Annotated in this window: 18 protein-coding genes; 13 read left to right on the top strand and 5 right to left on the bottom strand. The window is 63.6% G+C overall.

Annotated features, from left to right (window positions below):
- Positions 1–113: 113 nt before the first annotated feature.
- Positions 114–1,028 (bottom strand): LysR substrate-binding domain-containing protein, encoded by a 915-nt coding sequence (locus CK228_RS01655; RefSeq protein WP_095771091.1) that lies wholly within the window; start codon positions 1,026–1,028, stop codon positions 114–116.
- Positions 1,029–1,124: 96 nt separating this feature from the next.
- On the opposite strand from CK228_RS01655, the gene CK228_RS01650 reads away from it, so the two are divergent.
- The 3 genes from CK228_RS01650 to sbmA all read left to right on the top strand — a co-directional run bounded on the left by CK228_RS01650 (position 1,125) and on the right by sbmA (position 3,998).
- Positions 1,125–1,349, top strand: a complete 225-nt coding sequence (locus CK228_RS01650; protein WP_095771090.1) for a hypothetical protein — start codon at positions 1,125–1,127, stop codon at positions 1,347–1,349.
- A gap of 113 nt (positions 1,350–1,462) precedes the next feature.
- The gene (locus CK228_RS01645; protein WP_095771089.1) at positions 1,463–2,623 is read left to right on the top strand and encodes a YbfB/YjiJ family MFS transporter; all 1,161 of its coding nucleotides are present in this window, start codon (positions 1,463–1,465) and stop codon (positions 2,621–2,623) included.
- A 115-nt stretch (positions 2,624–2,738) separates the two neighbouring features.
- On the top strand, positions 2,739–3,998 hold the full coding sequence (sbmA, locus tag CK228_RS01640; protein ID WP_095786652.1) for a peptide antibiotic transporter SbmA: 1,260 nt from the start codon (positions 2,739–2,741) through the stop codon (positions 3,996–3,998).
- A 34-nt stretch (positions 3,999–4,032) separates the two neighbouring features.
- Here sbmA and CK228_RS01635 read toward each other — a convergent pair whose 3' ends face one another.
- The gene (locus CK228_RS01635; RefSeq protein ID WP_095786651.1) at positions 4,033–5,040 is read right to left on the bottom strand and encodes a polysaccharide deacetylase; all 1,008 of its coding nucleotides are present in this window, start codon (positions 5,038–5,040) and stop codon (positions 4,033–4,035) included.
- Positions 5,041–5,255: 215 nt separating this feature from the next.
- On the opposite strand from CK228_RS01635, the gene CK228_RS01630 reads away from it, so the two are divergent.
- Both CK228_RS01630 and der read left to right on the top strand, forming a co-directional pair.
- Positions 5,256–5,921, top strand: coding sequence for a tetratricopeptide repeat protein (locus CK228_RS01630; protein WP_095786650.1), 666 nt, complete (start codon positions 5,256–5,258; stop codon positions 5,919–5,921).
- Positions 5,922–5,985: 64 nt separating this feature from the next.
- A complete protein-coding gene (der, locus tag CK228_RS01625) occupies positions 5,986–7,425 on the top strand; it encodes a ribosome biogenesis GTPase Der (protein ID WP_095786649.1) in 1,440 nt (479 codons plus the stop codon).
- An 18-nt stretch (positions 7,426–7,443) separates the two neighbouring features.
- Here der and CK228_RS01620 read toward each other — a convergent pair whose 3' ends face one another.
- Positions 7,444–8,361, bottom strand: coding sequence for a LysR substrate-binding domain-containing protein (locus CK228_RS01620; protein ID WP_095786648.1), 918 nt, complete (start codon positions 8,359–8,361; stop codon positions 7,444–7,446).
- A gap of 119 nt (positions 8,362–8,480) precedes the next feature.
- Between CK228_RS01620 and CK228_RS01615 the strand changes: the two genes are divergently transcribed.
- The 7 genes from CK228_RS01615 to CK228_RS01585 all read left to right on the top strand — a co-directional run bounded on the left by CK228_RS01615 (position 8,481) and on the right by CK228_RS01585 (position 14,079).
- Complete coding sequence (locus tag CK228_RS01615; RefSeq protein ID WP_095786647.1) at positions 8,481–9,773, top strand: MFS transporter; 1,293 nt, start codon at positions 8,481–8,483, stop codon at positions 9,771–9,773.
- Positions 9,774–9,917: 144 nt separating this feature from the next.
- The gene (locus tag CK228_RS01610; protein ID WP_095786646.1) at positions 9,918–11,102 is read left to right on the top strand and encodes a cell wall hydrolase; all 1,185 of its coding nucleotides are present in this window, start codon (positions 9,918–9,920) and stop codon (positions 11,100–11,102) included.
- Between the two features lie 256 nt (positions 11,103–11,358).
- Entirely contained in the window at positions 11,359–11,766 is a 408-nt protein-coding gene (locus CK228_RS01605) for an AtpZ/AtpI family protein (protein WP_095786645.1), read from the top strand.
- A gap of 84 nt (positions 11,767–11,850) precedes the next feature.
- Positions 11,851–12,609 carry a F0F1 ATP synthase subunit A gene (locus CK228_RS01600; protein ID WP_019856924.1) on the top strand — a complete coding sequence of 253 codons (759 nt, stop codon included), beginning with the start codon at positions 11,851–11,853 and terminating at the stop codon, positions 12,607–12,609.
- 76 nt (positions 12,610–12,685) lie between these two features.
- Positions 12,686–12,910: a F0F1 ATP synthase subunit C gene (locus CK228_RS01595; RefSeq protein WP_013896722.1), complete on the top strand. Its 225-nt coding sequence runs from the start codon at positions 12,686–12,688 to the stop codon at positions 12,908–12,910.
- 67 nt (positions 12,911–12,977) lie between these two features.
- Positions 12,978–13,577: a F0F1 ATP synthase subunit B gene (locus tag CK228_RS01590; RefSeq protein WP_095786644.1), complete on the top strand. Its 600-nt coding sequence runs from the start codon at positions 12,978–12,980 to the stop codon at positions 13,575–13,577.
- Between the two features lie 10 nt (positions 13,578–13,587).
- Entirely contained in the window at positions 13,588–14,079 is a 492-nt protein-coding gene (locus CK228_RS01585; protein WP_019856926.1) for a F0F1 ATP synthase subunit B, read from the top strand.
- Positions 14,080–14,372: 293 nt separating this feature from the next.
- Here CK228_RS01585 and CK228_RS01580 read toward each other — a convergent pair whose 3' ends face one another.
- Positions 14,373–15,068 carry a ribonuclease HII gene (locus CK228_RS01580; protein WP_095786643.1) on the bottom strand — a complete coding sequence of 232 codons (696 nt, stop codon included), beginning with the start codon at positions 15,066–15,068 and terminating at the stop codon, positions 14,373–14,375.
- Positions 15,069–15,221: 153 nt separating this feature from the next.
- Positions 15,222–16,376, bottom strand: coding sequence for a PA0069 family radical SAM protein (locus tag CK228_RS01575; protein ID WP_140888035.1), 1,155 nt, complete (start codon positions 16,374–16,376; stop codon positions 15,222–15,224).
- 150 nt (positions 16,377–16,526) lie between these two features.
- On the opposite strand from CK228_RS01575, the gene CK228_RS01570 reads away from it, so the two are divergent.
- Positions 16,527–17,054, top strand: coding sequence for a glycosyltransferase (locus CK228_RS01570; RefSeq protein ID WP_095771078.1), 528 nt, complete (start codon positions 16,527–16,529; stop codon positions 17,052–17,054).
- Positions 17,055–17,198 lie beyond the last annotated feature (144 nt).

Genomic DNA, 17,198 nt, shown 5'->3' with positions numbered 1-17,198 from the left:
CTGGGCCAGTTCAGGCCATGGCCCCCAAAAGCGGGCACCGGTTTTCGAAAAAAGATCATGGTCCGCCAAAAGCGACAGAGCCTCATCCCGATTCCATCGGGATGGGACAGGCTTTATGCCGCGCTTTCGAGTGATCCGAACTGCGCCATCGTCGCCTCGATCTCTTCCTTGATCCAAGCCTTGAAATCCCGGACCTTGCGGCTCTCCGTCTTGGCCGACGCGGTCACCAGCCAGTAGCCGAGTCCGCTCTGGGCGCGGATGCTGAACGGCGCCACCAGCCGCCCGTCGGCCAGCGCATCCGCCGTCAGCAACTGCCAGCCCAGCATCACGCCATGGCCGGCGATCGCCGATTCCAGGCACAGCATCGGGTCCGTGAAGCGCGCGCCTTTCTGGAAGGTGACGGGCGCAACACCGGCCGCCGCGAACCAACTCTCCCAGTTGATCATCGCCCGCTCGTCGGTGATGGCGCAGGTCTGCGCAAGGTCCTCGATCGATTTCAGTTTTCGGGCGATGTCGGGTGCGCAGACCGGGAACACTTCCTGCGCCAGGAGCAGTTCAGCCCGCCCGCCGGACCATTTGCCGTCGCCAAGCCGGATGGCGATGTCGACGTCGGAATGGTCGAGATTGGCCAGCCGCACCGAAGCGTCGATGCGCAACAGCACGTTGGGATGGCGGTCGAAGTGGCGCGACAGTCTGGGCAGCAGCCATTTCGAAGCGAAGGCTGGCGCTGCCGAGACGACCAATGTGCATTGGCTCGCTTCGTCGGCCAGCGCCACGGCCTGGGCAAGCTCGCGAAATCCAGCCCCGAGGCGGGTCGCGAAGACGGCGCCGAACTCGGTCAGCACCAGACCGCTCGCCGTGCGCTCGAACAGCGCCTGGCCGAGCTGCTTTTCGGTGCGGCTTATCTGCTGGCTGACGGCGCTGACGGAAACGTTGAGCTCACCGGCGGCCGCCGCTAGCGAGCCGAGACGGGCAACGGTTTCGACGGCACGAAGGCCGTTGAGATGAACGCGGTTAAGCATGGCCATTTGAGATTTTCTAAACTGGTCCGGCTGAAATCTCAATTGAAAGACGCGAGGGAACGGCAGACTTTGTCGATGGGAGCCAGATCCGAGGAGGCTCAAATGTTAAGGCTGTTGTCGTCACTGAAGGTTCTGTTTGCTGCGGGCACGCCGTCCGGGTCGCGCGCGCAAAGCGACACGCAGACCTGGCTGACCGATCCGCTGTCGCATCCTGTGCTGAACACCATGTCGGAGCGTGAATTGGGCGACGTGCCGTTCAGGCTGACGGCGCGGCGAACGGTGCACGAGACCGCTTCATTGCACGCCGGTTTGGGTGGGCGCTGCTGAGCCGACGACGCGCCTTCGGCTTGACTTGAAGTCGAACCGGTCGCGCCTCTGCGCGCACTGGCCCAACGGATGGCGGATTGTTTCAGCGATCCCTGCATTTATTGTGCGCTGCAATGAGATCGGCCACCTCAACAGCACTGCGCTTCACCCTCGCCGGCATGATCGCGATGGCGGTGGCCATGGGCATCGGCCGCTTCGTCTACACGCCGATCCTGCCCGGCATGATGGAGGAGCTGCATCTGTCGCCGGCCAACGCCGGGTGGATCGCGTCCGCCAACTATCTCGGCTACCTCGTCGGCGCGTTTGTGGCGGCGGGCGGCTGGGCGCATGGGCGCGAGCGTGTGCTGATGCTGGGCGGTCTTGGCGCCAGCACCATCCTTGCCGCGTTGATGGGGCTGACCGACGCCATGGCCGCCTTTCTCCTCATCCGCTTTCTGGCCGGTCTGGCCAGCGCCTTCGTCATGGTCTTCATGGCCAGCATCGTTTTCAGCCATATCAATGCCGCCGGTCGCGGCGACCTGCAGGCCTGGCATTTTGGCGGCGTCGGCCTCGGCATCGCGATCTCCGCGGTGATGATGGCGGGGCTGGTGACCGAGCATGCCGGCTGGGCCGCGGGCTGGTTGTGGTCGGCGGCAATTTCGGCTTGTGGCTTCGTGGTCGTGGCGCTGCTGGCGAACGAAGGCCCGCTCACAAACGGCCAAGCCGTCCGTGAACCGGCGCTGCCGAAAGACCGGTCGCTGATGAAAATCATCATCGCCTACGGCCTGTTTGGCTTTGGCTATGTGGTGACGGCGACGTTCCTGGTCGCCATCGTCCGCCAGGGCGGCGGCGGCCGGGTCTTCGAGGCCATGGTTTGGCTGGTCGCCGGTCTTGCCGGTTTTCCCTCGGCCTGGCTGTGGCAGAAGATAGCCGGGCGGGTCGGGCTGAACGCCGCCTATGCGCTGGCATGTCTCATAGAAGTGATCGGCGTCACCGCCAGCGTGGCGCTTGGCGGATATTTAGGACCACTGCTTGGCGGTCTGCTGCTCGGCGGCACCTTCATCGCCATCACCGCGCTTGGCCTGCAGGCCGCGCGGCAGCAGGCGCCGCAGGCGCCCCGGCGCATCTTTGCCTTGATGACGGCGTCGTTCGGCCTTGGCCAGATCATCGGCCCGATCGCCGCCGGCCTGTTGGCGCAGATGTCAGGCGATTTCTTCCTCGCTTCGATCGTCGCCGCGGCCATGCTGGTGGTCTCCGGCGCCATCACATGGTCGGCCGTGCCAAAATCGCCATGATTTGTGGTCTTGCTCTGCGCCGGGCATCGGGGCAGGCATTTTCTTTCCCACTAATGTGTGACCTTATGCCCGCCGAAGTCAGCTGATTTGCCCACCAAGCAAGGAATTCGCCACAGTGTTCGTATCCTTCTTCCCGCAGCCGAAGCTCTTCTTTTCTTCGGCTGCCATCTGGAGCCTTGCCGCAATCCTGTTCTGGTTTTTCGGTGGCCAGCAGTTGGGAGCGCACCTTGGCTTCCCGCCAGCAGCGCCCGCTGCGCCGCCCATTCTGGGCGTGCCGATGTTTTGGTCGCCGCCATTCCTGTGGTTCTATATTTATTTTGCGGTGATGTTGGCCGCTTTCTATCTGTTCTGGCGTTTCTATGCACCCCATCCCTGGCAGAATTGGTCTATCCTGGTATCCGCGTTCATACTCTTTTCGACTTACATAAACGTGCAGATCTATGTAGCTCTGAACAATTGGCGCGGCCCATTCTTTGATCTTTTTCAGAAGGCGCTAACCACACCAGCTTCGGTGTCGGCCGCGGAGCTTTACAGTCTGTTCTCGATCTACGCTTTGATCGGCTTGATGTTCATCTCGCTTTTCGTCGTAACGCGTTTCGTTGTCAGCCACTACATCTTTCGCTGGCGCACTGCGATGAACGAATTCTATGTCCAGAATTGGCCGAGGCTGCGCCACATCGAAGGCGCTTCGCAGCGTGTCCAGGAAGACACAATGCGTTTCTCCACCACCATGGAGTCATTGGGCGTCGCATTCGCCGATTCGCTCCTGACGCTCATCGCGTTCCTGCCGGTGCTCGATACCCTCTCGACTCACATCACCGAGCTGCCGCTGATCGGCCCAATTCCTCATTCGCTGGTGATCGCCGCGCTGGTATGGTCAATATTCGGCACGGTTCTACTGGCCGTCGCGGGCATCAAACTGCCCGGCATGGAGTTTCGCAACCAGCGGGTGGAAGCCGCCTACCGTAAGGAACTCGTCTATGGCGAGGATGATCCGAACCGAGCCACGCCACTCACCCTGGGCGAGTTGTTCCAAAACGTGCGGCGCACGTATTTTCGTTACTATTTTCACTATGCCTATTTCAACATCTTCCGGGCCGGCTTCGGCCAGGCCGATGCGATCTTCTCCAGCGTTATCCTCATTCCGACCATCGCCGCTGGCAAGATCACCATGGGTATATGGCAGCAGATCAGCACTGCCTTTGGCCAGGTTTCCAGCTCGTTCCAATATCTTGTCACCGCCTGGCCAACTATTGTGGAACTGATCTCGATCTACAAACGCCTGCGCGCCTTTGAGGCGACGCTGCAAGGAGAGCCGCTGCCTGATATCGACCAGCGCTATTTGGCAGGGCAGGGTGTCAAGGACACGGCCTAAAACTGCGGTCTGAAAATCGAACCAGGTTGGCGGCTCAGCCGCCAACCGAGGCCTGCTTCTGGCTGGCAGCCTGCCGCGAAACGTAGTCGCGAAAACTGATGCATTCGACATCGGCCTTGACGCAGACCTCGCCGGCAAAGCGCTCCAGCGCGTTCCAGTAGGCGCCGTCATTCATCAGCGTGAAGTGGAAGCCGAGTTCCAGCGGAATGCGCTTGCCCTGATACTGCGCGTCGAAGGCGGCGCGAAAGGCCTGATAGGTCCGGTTAGCGAACTCGTCCGCCATGCTCGGCCGCTCGAAACCGCCGGAATGCCTGACATAGAGATTGTAATCCATGGCGATTACCGGCCTGGATTTCGGTCCTTCCGGGATCTGCGGCAGTGAAAAGCGGGTGATGCCGCCGACGGTCGGCGGCTGGGCAGGACCTTGCGAGACGCCGCTGGCGTCGAACTCGTAGCCGGCGGCGGGCAAGGCCTCGTAAAGCGCCTTGCTGGCCGACAGATACGGCGCGCGGAAACCGATCACGGCATGCCGTGCGAAGTCGCGCCAGCCCGTGGGTTCGGGCGCGATGCCGTTGATTGCATAGGCGTTCTCGAAAATGTGTTCGAACGAGGCGAATTCTTTCAGCCAGTCGGCCTTGCTCCAGTCCTTGCCGTCGAAATGGCCGCAGGCATGGCTGGCGATATCGTGGCCTTCATGCGCGGCGAGGCCGATCTGTTCGAGCCGCTCGGCCACTTCCTGCTTGGAAGCGGCAAAGCCGATGTTGGATTTGCCGGCCGTTTTGCCTGGTGCGGTGTATTCCTGGCGTGTCTCCTGCGACAGCAGGAAGACGCAGGAGAGAAAATAGGTGAAATGCGCGCCGGTGCGCTGCGCCAGCGCCCGGCTGCGCTTCCACTGCGAGAAGTCGCGGGCGCTGTCGAAGGAGATGATCACCATCTGCTTCGGTTTTGCCGGCATTGGCGGCGCGGGCGGATCGGCCAGGGCCACGCCGGCGGTGGCGAGGGAGACAAGCGAAAACGCGGCAACGCGGGACAAACAAGGCATCGGCAAACTTACAGGCTCCGGGCGGTCAGCAAGCCGGCTATCCCCGAAATGTGGCATGGGTGCGATTGGGCTTTCTGCCGGTTTGCCTGGGCAAAGATCCGTTTGCCCGGTGGGAATAGGCGATTTTCAGGCCGAACCCCTTCCATGCCGACAAAATTTCGCTAAAACGCGGGCTCATGAACCGCCCCGGCCCGGGGCAGGAATGGTTTTGATTGATGTCCGACGACAGTTTTATCCGTGAAGTCAACGACGAGATGCGTCGCGAGCAGGCGCAGAAGCTGTGGGACCGTTTCGGCCCGGCCTTGCTCGTCATCGCCATCCTCGTGGTGCTCGGCACCGCCGCCTTCGTCGGCTATCGCTATTGGGACGAGACGCGCGCCAACCGCTCCGGCGATGCCTTCTCGCAGGCGCTGAAGCTGGCCAATGACGGCAAGAACGACGAGGCGCTGGCCGCGCTCGATCAGCTGGAAAAGGATGGCTACGGCGCCTATCCGCTGCTTGCCCGCATGCGTGCCGCCACCGTCAAGGCGAGCAAGGGCGACGCTGCTGCCGCCGTCAAGGATTTCGACGATGTCGCCGCCGACACCGCCATCCCCCAGGGCATTCGCGACATGGCGCGGCTCAGGGCAGCGCTGCTGCTCGTCGACCACGGCTCCTTCGCCGACGTGTCCAGCCGCGTCGAGGCGTTGACGTCGGACACCAACACGCTGCGCCACGCGGCGCGCGAGGCGCTCGGCCTTGCCGCCTGGAAGGAAGGCAAGACCCAGGACGCGTTGAAGCTGTTCGACCAGATCGCCGCCGATGACGGCGCCCCGCGCAACACCCGCGAGCGGGCAACGCTGATGTCCGAGCTGATCCGCGGCTCGGGCAATGCCTCGTAAATGCATGTCGCCCAAAAAGTGTGCAGCGGTTTTGGGACAACGACATGCATGATTGTAGGACCGTATGACCTTCAAAGTCGCCATCATCGGCAGACCTAACGTCGGCAAATCGACCCTTTTCAATCGGCTGGTGGGAAGGAAGCTGGCGCTTGTCGACGACACGCCGGGCGTCACCCGCGACCGTCGCGTCCATGCCGCCAAGCTTTACGATCTGCATTTCGACGTCATCGACACCGCCGGTTTCGAGGACGCCGGCGCATCGACCTTGCCCGGCCGCATGCGTGTGCAGACCGAGATCGCCATCCACGAAGCCGACCTGATCTTCTTCACCATCGACGCCAAGTCCGGCCTGCTGCCGGATGACAGAACCTTCGCCGAGATCGTGCGCAAGTCCGGCAAGCCGGTCGTGCTGGTCGCCAACAAGGCCGAGGCCAAAGGCGCGCAGGGCGGCATGCTGGAAGCCTGGGAGCTTGGACTTGGCGAGCCGATCCCGGTTTCCGCCGAACATGGCCAAGGCATGCCCGATCTGCGCGATGCGGTGATCGCGGCACTTGGCGAGGGGCGCGCTTTCGGTGAGGACGAAGGGGGCGAAGACGACGAGATCGCCGCCACCGAGGTGCTGATCGGCGAGGATATTGCCGACCCTGACGCCGAGGATGTGCACACTTACGACGACACCAAGCCGATGCGCATCGCCGTCGTCGGCCGCCCGAACGCCGGCAAGTCGACGCTGATCAATGCGCTGATCGGCGAGGAGCGGCTGCTGACCGGACCAGAAGCCGGCATCACCCGCGATTCGATCTCGGTCGACTGGGATTGGCACGGCCGCCGGCTGAAGCTGTTCGACACGGCCGGCATGCGCCGCAAGGCGAGGATCCACGAAAAGCTGGAAGTGATGTCGGTGCAGGACGGCTTGCGCGCCATCCGCTTCGCCGAGATCGTCATCATCGTGCTCGATGCCACCATTCCCTTCGAGAAGCAGGATCTGCAGATCGCCGACCTGATCATCCGCGAGGGAAGGGCGCCGGTGATCGCCTTCAACAAATGGGACCTCATCGATCATCCGCAGGAACTGCTGGCGGAACTGCGCGAGAAGACCGAGCGGCTGCTGCCGCAGGTGCGCGGCATCCAGGCGGTGCCGGTCTCGGCCGAGACCGGGCGCGGCCTCGACAAGCTGATGGATGCGGTTCTCAGAACCCACAAGGTCTGGAACAGCCGCGTTTCGACCGGCAAGCTCAACCGCTGGCTCGAAGCCATACTGGCGCATCATCCGCCGCCCGCCGTTGCCGGGCGCCGGCTCAAGGTCAAGTACGTCACCCAGGCCAAGACCCGGCCGCCGGGCTTCGTGGTCCAGTGCTCGCGTCCGGATGCGATGCCGCAATCCTATGTGCGCTATCTCTCCAACAGCCTGCGCGAAGCCTTCGACATGCCGGGCGTGCCGATCCGCATTGCGCTGCGCACCTCCGACAATCCGTTCGCCGGCCGGGCCAAGAAACGCGGCTGAGCCTCAGTGCTCGTCCGATCAGGCGACCGCACGCAGGCCGGTAGTCCTCGCATTGCCCGGCAAGGCCTGCCGCGCCGCCTCCAGCAATATGGCGGCGAGGCGGGCCGCCACCGGCTCGGGTTCGGCATCCCGGCGGTGCAGAAAGAGCGCCATCTTGGGCAGTGCCGGCAGACCGGCAATCTCCGGCGTCATCGCGCTGACGCTGGCCGGCAGGCCGACATCGGTGCGGATCGTCAGCCCCAGGCCAGCCGCCACGGCCGCCCAGATGCCGCCGAGGCTCGGGCTGGAGAAGGCCATGCGCCAGGGCAGCCCGGCGCGATCGAGCGTCTCGGTCGCAACCGTGCGCAACAGGCATGGCGCCTCGAGCGCCACCAGGGGCAGCGGTTCGCCGTCGCGCAGGCTGGTCTCGATGCGCCTTGCCGGGCCGATCCAGCGCATGGGAACATCGGCGACATGCTCGCTGTAGGGCAGCGTCTGGCCGCTATGCCAGGCGAGCGCGATGTCGAGGCTGCCTGACATCACCCTTTCGGCAAGCTCGTGGCTGCGCGCGATCCTGGCCTCGATCTTGACCTTGGGGTGGGCACGGGCGAAGCGACCGAGCACATCCGGTAGCACCGCTTCGCCAAAATCCTCCTGCAGGCCGAGCCGCACCCAGCCTTCCAGTTCGACATCATGGATCGCCGCCGCCGCCTCGTCATTCAGCTCGAGCAGCCGCCGCGCATAGCCGAGCATGGTCTCGCCGGCGTCCGTCAAGGCCAGCCCACGCCCCGATTTGCGGAAGATCGGCGTCGCTGCCTGCTCCTCCAGTTTCTTCAATTGCGCGCTGACCGCCGAGGTCGACCGGCCAAGCCGGTCGGCCGCCTTGGCAAAGCTGCCCAGCTCCATGCCGGTGACGAAACTGCGGAGAACGTCGAGGTCGAAGGTCACGCGTCGCATGGAAACGTCCTGTTTTTCAGGATCAATAATCAAAAACTTCCTGATTTTAAGGATGAACTTATGGCGCTAGGGAAATGCCGTCAAGATCCACGCGACTGGACCACCACGGGAATGAAACCATGTCCGCCATCGTCGACTGCACCGACCAAGACACGCAAAAACGCTTGGGAGGCAGTGGTGCCGGCCCTGCCGGAAGGGTATTCAGCCCTGGCCACCGCTGGAAGGTCCTGGGCATCGGTGTCGCTGCGAACGCCAGCTTCTCGGCCACCTTTTCCGGCATACCGGCAACGGCGGTCGTGCTTCGTCAGGGCTATCACCTGAGCAATGCCGAACTTGGCCTGGCACTCGGCCTTCTCGGCCTGGGGGTTGCGCTCAGCGAATTGCCCTGGGGCTTGCTCACCGATCGCTGGGGCGACCGCCGCGTGCTGCTGATCGGGCTTGGCGCGACGGCGGCCTGGCTCCTTGCCATGGCCATGCTCGTCGTGCCGACAAGGTCAGGCGTTCCCGATGTCATGCTCCTGCCGGCAAGCCTGCTCCTCACCGGCCTGCTCGGCGGCAGCGTCAATGGCTCGAGCGGCCGTGCCATTATGGGCTGGTTCCAGGAAGACGAGCGCGGTTTCGCCATGAGCATAAGGCAGACGGCGGTGCCGCTCGGCGGCGGCCTGGGCGCGCTTGTCCTGCCTTCGCTCGCCTTGGCTTTCGGCTTTGCCGCGGTGTTCGCGCTGCTGGCCGGCGCCTCCGCTCTCTCGGCGCTGTTTGCCTGGCGCTGGCTGCATGAGCCGCCGACGGCGGGGCACGTCGTCGCGTCGGCTGTGGCTGGACCGGCGCCGCTACGCAACATCGAGGTCTGGCGCATCGCCACCGCCATCGGCCTGCTCTGCTTCCCGCAGGTGGCCGTGCTCACCTTCGCATCGGTCTTCCTGCACGACTTCGTCGGGCTGGGGACGGCGGCGATCAGCGCGAGCCTCGCCGCCGTGCAGATCGGCGCCATGGTCATGCGCGTCTGGAGCGGCCGCTTCACCGATCGCCATGGCAACCGCCGCCAGCTTCTGCGCGCATGCAGTGCGCTCAGCGGGTTGGCCTTCTCTGTGCTTTGGCTGATGGTCATGGCCAGCCCCACATTGCCGGGCGGCCAGTCCTTGCTGATTGCCGTCCTTCCCTTGGTGCTGATTGTCGCGGGTATCTCGGTTTCCGCCTGGCACGGCGTCGCCTATACCGAGCTTGCCACGCTGGCCGGCGCCGGCCATGTCGGAACCGCGCTCAGCTTGGCCAACACCTTCGTCTTCGTCGGCTTCTTCCTGGTGCCGGTGGCCATCCCCGGGCTGCTGCACCTCTGGTCATGGTCAGGCGTATGGTTGTCGGCCGCCATCTGCGCGCTGGTCGCCTGGCCGGTCTTCCTGCGGCCGGCCTGAACGTCCGGCCGCAAAACCGCCCGACTTCCAAATCACGACCTTGAGCCGACTGAGAAAACCCGATCGATCCCGTTAACGTCCCATCAAGGTTAATGCATCATTTTGCTCTCCAGTGGGGTCAGTAGCGTTCCTGGAGAGAGTTCCGTGCATCGACGCGTCTTGAAGCGGCTTGCTGCCGCCGCCGGTGAGAAGAAACGCAATTTTGTGTCTCCTTTCATCATCGGCCTCGGCATCTGGATCGGCTTCCCGACCGTCGCCGCCTACCAGGACATGACGAGCCTCGTTTCCGGCCTCGAATCGCCGACCGCGCGCTGGAATTCCTATGTCGAGAGATCCGTCGCAGGTTCGACCCATGCCGCCGAGATGCCCTTCGTCGATTCCGACGTCACCGGCTCGATCTCCGGATCGGGTATTCACCTGGCTGGCGTCGGCAACGTTTCGTTTCGCGGCAAGGGCGGCAAGGTCAGCGGCTCGCCCGACGAGGACCGCGTGGTGCGCGCCGACAAGAAGGGCCGCATCGTCCAGGTGTCGCCCGTTGCGCCGCCGAAGAACTTCAACGCCGGTTCGATCTTCCAGCGGACCTCCTCCTTGATGCGGCCGAGCATGGACGGCGGCCTGAAAATGGCCTTTGCCAAGCCGCAGATCAAAGGCAAGGAAATCCAGATCGCCGCGGAATTCCATGCGCGTGAGGACAAGAAGCCGGATCCCGGCGTGCCGGCCATGCTTGCCGCCCTGGTCAACAACGAACATCCCGATGTTCTGGCGACGGCCTATGCGCAATCCGAGCCAGACTATGCCAAGGCCTCGCCCTTCGAAGCCCTGCTGCAGGACGAACAGCCCAACAGCGGCCGCTTCATTCCGCCGATGGCCAAGGGCGACCATTGGTGGATCCAGAACCCGCTGCCGGCCAGCGTCTTCTCCAAGCCTGAGCAAAAGTGCCTGGCCAACGGCATCTATTTCGAGGCGCGCAGCGAATCCGTTCGCGGCCAGGCCGCCGTTGCCCAGGTCATCCTCAACCGCGTGCGCAATCCGGCCTATCCCAATTCGATCTGCGGCGTCGTCTATCAGAACGACAGCTGGTTCAACCGCTGCCAGTTCTCCTTCGCCTGCGACGGCAGGAAGAAGCGCATCGACAGCCCGGCCGCCTACAAGACCGCGCAGGATATCGCCATGGCCGTCACCGCCGGCAAGATATTCATTGCCGAGGTCGGATCGTCGACGCATTACTATGCCCAATATGTCCATCCGGGCTGGGCGCGCACCATGCAGAAGATGACGAAGATCGGCCTGCACATCTTCTACCGCACCTATGGCGGCGGCTGGAGTTGAGAGCTCGCCGGCCGATGGTCTTTTCCATCGGCCGCAGGCTCGACCAGGCAGCCATTGCCGGGAGGATTCGCGCAGCGCATCCCCATCATCGCGGCGGGCACGATGTCGCACCTCGCTAATTAATTGATTTTATTGCTTAAAATACATGGCAATGATCTTCCGCCCGTGGCTTGACGGGCGCAAACCCTCTAACTATGTTGCCGGCGACTTTAGAAGCGGACGGACGGTGACGGTCTGACCGGGCAGGGGGGTTGCGATGGCCGATAAAAACAGGCCAGACGGAACCGGAGAAACCGGCCGCGGCAAGCAGCATGAACCTGACATCCGCGACGACGATCTTGAGCGACGTCGGCGTGAACTTGAAGCATCGCTTGCGACAAGGCTGCCGAACCGGCTCGAGGGGAAAGACGACGCGAAAGCGGGCAGTGCGGCCGGATATGGCCAGGCGGTCAAACTCTCCAGTGAATTTATCGCTGGCGTGGTGGTGGGCGCCGGCATCGGCTGGATCATCGACCGTATGGCGGGGACATCGCCGTGGGGTCTGATCGTTTTCCTGCTGCTTGGTTTTGGCGCCGGCGTGCTCAATGTCATGCGTTCGGCAGGCGTTGTGGCAGAATTCGGACAGGGCGACAAATCACGCTCTGGCCGGGACGACAGCAAATGACCGCCTTTCAGGCGGCATTCGGAAATAGCCGCCCTCACGCGGCAATGGTAATTTGGCCGTACGCGGCATTGACGGGGTTAGAACGTGGCAGCTGACAAGGTCGATCCGATCCACCAGTTCCATATCATCAAGCTGGTTCCGATTAACATCGGCGGCTACGACCTGTCCTTCACGAATTCGGCACTGTTCATGGTCGCGACCGTGGTCGTCGCAGCCGCGTTCCTGTTCCTCACGACATCGAGCCGCAGCCTGGTTCCCGGCCGGCTGCAGTCGATCTCCGAGATGGCCTATGAATTCGTCGGCAACATGTTGCGCGATGCCGCCGGCACGCAGGGCATGAAGTTCTTCCCCTTCGTGTTCTCGCTGTTCATGTTCGTGCTGGTCGCCAATCTGCTGGGCCTGTTTCCTTATTTCTTCACCGTCACCAGCCACATCATCGTCACCTTCGGCCTCGCCGCCTTGGTGATCGGAACCGTGGTGGTCTACGGCTTCATGAAGCACGGCCTCGGCTTTCTGAAACTGTTCGTGCCGCATGGCGTGCCGGTGTTCCTGCTGCCGCTGGTGGTACTGATCGAAGTCATCTCCTTCGTCTCGCGCCCCGTCAGCCTCTCGGTTCGTCTGTTTGCCAACATGCTTGCCGGTCACATCACCCTGAAGGTGTTTTCAGGCTTCGTCGTCAGCCTCTCCGCGCTCGGCGCGGTCGGCGTCGCGGGCTCGGTCCTGCCGCTGGCCATGGCGGTGGCGCTGACGGCGCTTGAATTGCTGGTCGCCTTCCTGCAGGCCTACGTCTTCGCGGTGTTGACCTGCATGTATCTCAACGACGCCCTGCATCCCGGGCATTGAGGAAGAGTTTCCGGCCCAAGGACATTGGCGCCGGATGGAAACGCAACGGAATTTCAGATCCAAAGGAGTTGAACAAATGGACGCAGAAGCAGCAAAGTACATCGGCGCCGGCATCGCTTGCCTGGGCATGGGTGGCGCGGGCATTGGCCTGGGCAACATCTTCGGCAGCTACCTGTCGGGCGCGCTGCGCAACCCGTCGGCTGCTGATGGCCAGTTCGGCCGCCTGATCTTCGGCTTCGCCGTGACCGAAGCTCTGGGCATCTTCTCGCTTCTCATCGCGCTGCTGGCCCTGTTCGGCTGAGCCAGGCTTTGGGAAGATTGGACAGGCCGGCCGCGCAAGCGGCGGGCCTGATATCTGGGGATAGTCCATGTTCGTGACATCTGCCTTCGCGCAAGAGTCCGCGCCATCAGCCGATACCAGCCATGCCGCGACCGGAGCCGATACGAACTCCGCTACCAGCGTGCCTGCCGAAGCGCATGGCGCATTTCCGCCCTTCGATCCTGCGACCTTCCCGTCGCAGCTTCTATGGCTGGCAATCACTTTTGGGCTGTTCTACCTCTTCCTGAAGCGGGTCGTGGTGCCGCGCGTCGGCGGCATCATCGATGTCCGTAACGATCGCATCAGCCAGGACCTCGATCAGGCATCGAAGTTGAAGGGCGAGGCCGACGCCGCCGTTGCTGCCTACGAGCAGGAACTGGCCGAAGCCAAGAAGAACGCCAACTCGATCGGCCAGCAGGCCGCGGATGCGGCCAAGGCGGAAGCCGAGACCGCGCGCAAGAAGATCGAGGCCGCGCTAGACGAGAAGCTTGGCGAGGCCGAGGCGCGCATTTCATCCATCAAGGCCAACGCCATGAAGGAAGTCGGCGGCATCGCCGAGGACACTGCCTCGGCGATCGTCGAGGCCCTGGTCGGCGGCAAGGCCAGCAAGGCCGAGATCGCGGCCGCGGTCAAATCCGTGGCCCGGTGAGGAGCGCATCATGGACGCTACATCTCTCGCAACGCTTTGGGCCACGATTGCCCTGATCATCTTCCTGGGCGTCGCCATCTACATCAAGGTGCCCGGTCTTATCGCCAAGGCGCTCGACGCCCGCGCTGCCAGGATCAGCAGCGAACTCGACGAGGCACGCAAGCTGCGCGACGAGGCCCAGCAACTGCTCGGCCAGTACAAGAAGAAGCGCAAGGAAGCCGAGCAGGAGGCAGCCGACATTGTCGCGGCCGCCAAGCGCGAAGCCGAAATGCTCGCCACCGAAGCGCACAAGAAGACCGAAGACTATGTCGCCCGGCGCACGGCACTTGCCGAGCAGAAGATCGGTCAGGCCGAGCGTGACGCGGTCGCCGAGGTGCGCGCAAGCGCCGTCGACATCGCCGTCGAAGCCGCCCGCGCGCTGCTCGCCGCCAAGGTCGACGTCAAGGCCGGAGCCGACCTGTTCAAGGCTTCGCTCGCGGATGTGAAGGCCAAGCTGAACTGAGCTGACATTTCGATATCAAAAGGCCGCCCGGGCAACCTGGCGGCCTTTTTTGTTTCAGCGCCGAGGCCAACGCTGCCGATCTCCCCCCTTGTGGGGGAGATGCCCGGCAGGGCAGAGGGGGGCGCCAAAGAATGCCGGCCTTGGTTGCCTCTGGCCAACTTTGAATCCGCCTTAGGCTGGAGATGTTCAGGAAGCCGAGTAGGATCGATCGATATCCCGGCGGGACAGCGCCCCCCTCTGTCCTGCCGGACATCTCCCCCACAAGGGGGGAGATCAGCTATGTCGCTGTCGGCTCAATCCAGCCCGGCAAGGCTCTCTTCCTCAACCACCTCAGCCCCGCCCAGCCTGAACGGCGCGAACGAAACGCGGTGCAGCCGTGCCACCGGGCCATGCGTCTCGATCGCCGTGCGGTGCCGGGCCGTGGCGTAGCCCATATGGACCTCGAAGCCGTAGCGGTCGTGGTGGCTGCCGCAGCCGCACATCATGCGGTCGCGCATCACCTTGGCAACGATGGAGGCGGCGGCGATCGACTGCGAGCGCTGGTCGCCCCTGATCAGCGCGCGTCCATCGCATGGCAGTCCGGGCGGCACGTCGCGGCCGTCTGCAAGCGCGAGCTTCGGGCGAACCGACAGCCCGACCAAAGCGCGGCGCATCGCCTCGAGGCTGGCCTTGAGGATATTGCTGCCGTCGATGCCTTCGGCGCTGATCGACGCCATCGAAACCGCCTGCGCGGAGCCGAGAATGCGCAGGAACAGCGCCTCGCGCTGCAAATGGCTGAGACGTTTGGAATCGTCTAGGCCTTCAGGGATGTTGGCGGGATCGAGCACCACCGCTGCCGCGACCACCGGTCCGGCCAAAGGACCGCGGCCAGCCTCGTCCATCCCGGCGACCGGCCACAACCCGTCGGCCATCGCCTTCGTTTCGAAGGAGAAATCGGGTTTCTCGACGATTTCGAAGAGAAGCGGAGAATCGGAACGCGCGCGAGCCATGTTGCGGCGAGGTTCGCATCGGCTCCGATTCTCCGCAAGTCCCTCCGGGTCGGGTGGGGCGCCGGACCGGGAGGGCACCGTCTGCAGGCCGGGGCAGGCCGGACGGGATTTTGTGCGCCGTGGCAGCTCAAACCGCCGCCGCGAATTGCAGTCTTAGAGCAGCATCAACTGCTCCTGGTCCTTTCCGGCGGCGATAAACTGGTCGGTGCGCAGCGTGCGCCGTTCGATATTGAGGCCGAGCCGCTTGGCGGTGATCTCGAATCGCCGGCCGATCTGCCAGGCGTAGGGTCCGGCGCCCTTCATGCGCTTACCCCATTCCGAATCGTAATCCTTGCCGTCACGCATCGACCGGATCAGCGACATCACGTGGCGATAGCGGTCGGGATAGTGGCGCAGCAGCCAATCCTTGAAGATTGGGCTGACCTCCAGCGGCAGGCGCAGCACGACATAACCCGCCTCGCGCGCACCGGCGGCGTAGGCCGAATCGAGGATCCGCTCCATCTCCTGGTCGGTGAGGCCGGGGATGATCGGCGCCACCATGACCGAAGCCGGAATGCCGGCGTCAGAGAGTTGCCGGATCGCTTCGAGCCGCTTGGTCGGCGTCGACGCGCGGGGCTCCATCGTCCTGGCCAGCATGCGGTCCATGGTCGTCACCGACAGCGCCACCTTGGCCAGTCCGCGTTCGGCCATGCGCGACAATATGTCGATGTCGCGCGTCACCAGGGCGGATTTGGTGACGATGCCGACCGGATGGCCGCGCGCTTCCAGCACTTCGAGGATCTCGCGCATGATCCGGTACTGTTTCTCGATCGGCTGGTAGGGATCGGTGTTGGTGCCGATGGCGATGGTGCGCGGCTGGTAGCCGTCCTTGGACAGTTCCTTGTCGAGCAGCCGCGCCGCATCCGGCTTGGCGAACAGCTTGGATTCGAAATCCAGTCCCGGCGACAGGCCCATGAAGGCGTGCGTCGGCCGCGCGAAACAATAGACACAGCCATGTTCGCAGCCGCGATAGGGGTTGATCGACCGGTCGAAGGAGATGTCGGGCGATTCGTTGCGGGTGATGATGGTGCGCGGCTTTTCCACCTGCACTTCGGTCTTGAACGGCGGCAGTTCCTCCAGCGAACTCCAGCCATCGTCGAAGACATGCCGGCTGACCGGTTCGAAGCGGCCGGACGGATTGATGCCCGCCGACCGTCCGCGATTGCGGTCCGGACGGATGCGCATTCCACTCTGCTCGATCATCGCATTGGCCATTTCGGCTCGTCCTGCCCCGAAGGCTGCAATGTCGGCACGCACGATCGGTTCCATCTTGGCCCGCTCCCAGGGACTGTCCATGTTGTGTCGAATCGCTCTGTTCATGAAATTATTCCTATTTTGCCGACGAGAACAAAGCAAGAACTTTTTATGCTGCGCCGCAAAAACTGGCGCTGTGCGCGGCTTTCCGCTATTCGGCTAAATATGCTCAGTGTTCTCATCGAAACCCGCAATGACGAGGAGGCTCTCGCCCGCACGCTTGGCTCGCTGATTGGCGGCGCGGTCGAGGGCGTGGTGCGCGAAGTTGTCGTCTGCGACACCGGCTCCAACGACCAGACGCATCATGTCGCCGACCATGCCGGCTGCCACTATGTGGCAAGCGGCGGTATCGCCGCCGGGATAAGGCAGGCCAAGGGTGATTGGCTGTTGCTGCTGGAGCCGGGCGCGCGGCTGGTGGAGGGCTGGACCGACGCGGTCGTCGCCCACACGGCGAGGCAAACCATGGCGGCGCGGTTTTCGCGCGCGCGGGGCAGCCGCACGCCTTTCCTGGCCAGGGTCTTTTCGGGAAACCGTGCGCTCGCCGACGGGCTGGTGATCAGCAAGCGCCAGGCCGCATCGCTGTCAAAGAGTGCCAGCAGCGCCGAGGCGCTGGCGCGGGGCCTTGCGACGAAGAAGCTCGAGGCCGAGATCTGGGTGGCGCCGCCGAAGCAGCAACACCGCGCGCCGAAGTGATTTTTTGCACCTGCTCTGCTCATTGTGCATTGCACAAAATCTGACGCACGGTTAGCCTTTCCCGAGGTGGGTGAATTGGGTTTGGGTCATGCGAGTGGTGGGCACCGATGCGGCATCGGTGTCACCCTCAAAGAAGAGGACCCG

Origin of the sequence: Mesorhizobium sp. WSM4312, assembly GCF_002294875.1 — a bacterium.
In the GTDB taxonomy this organism is placed as follows: domain Bacteria; phylum Pseudomonadota; class Alphaproteobacteria; order Rhizobiales; family Rhizobiaceae; genus Mesorhizobium.
This window is presented reverse-complemented; position numbering and strand designations above follow the sequence as displayed.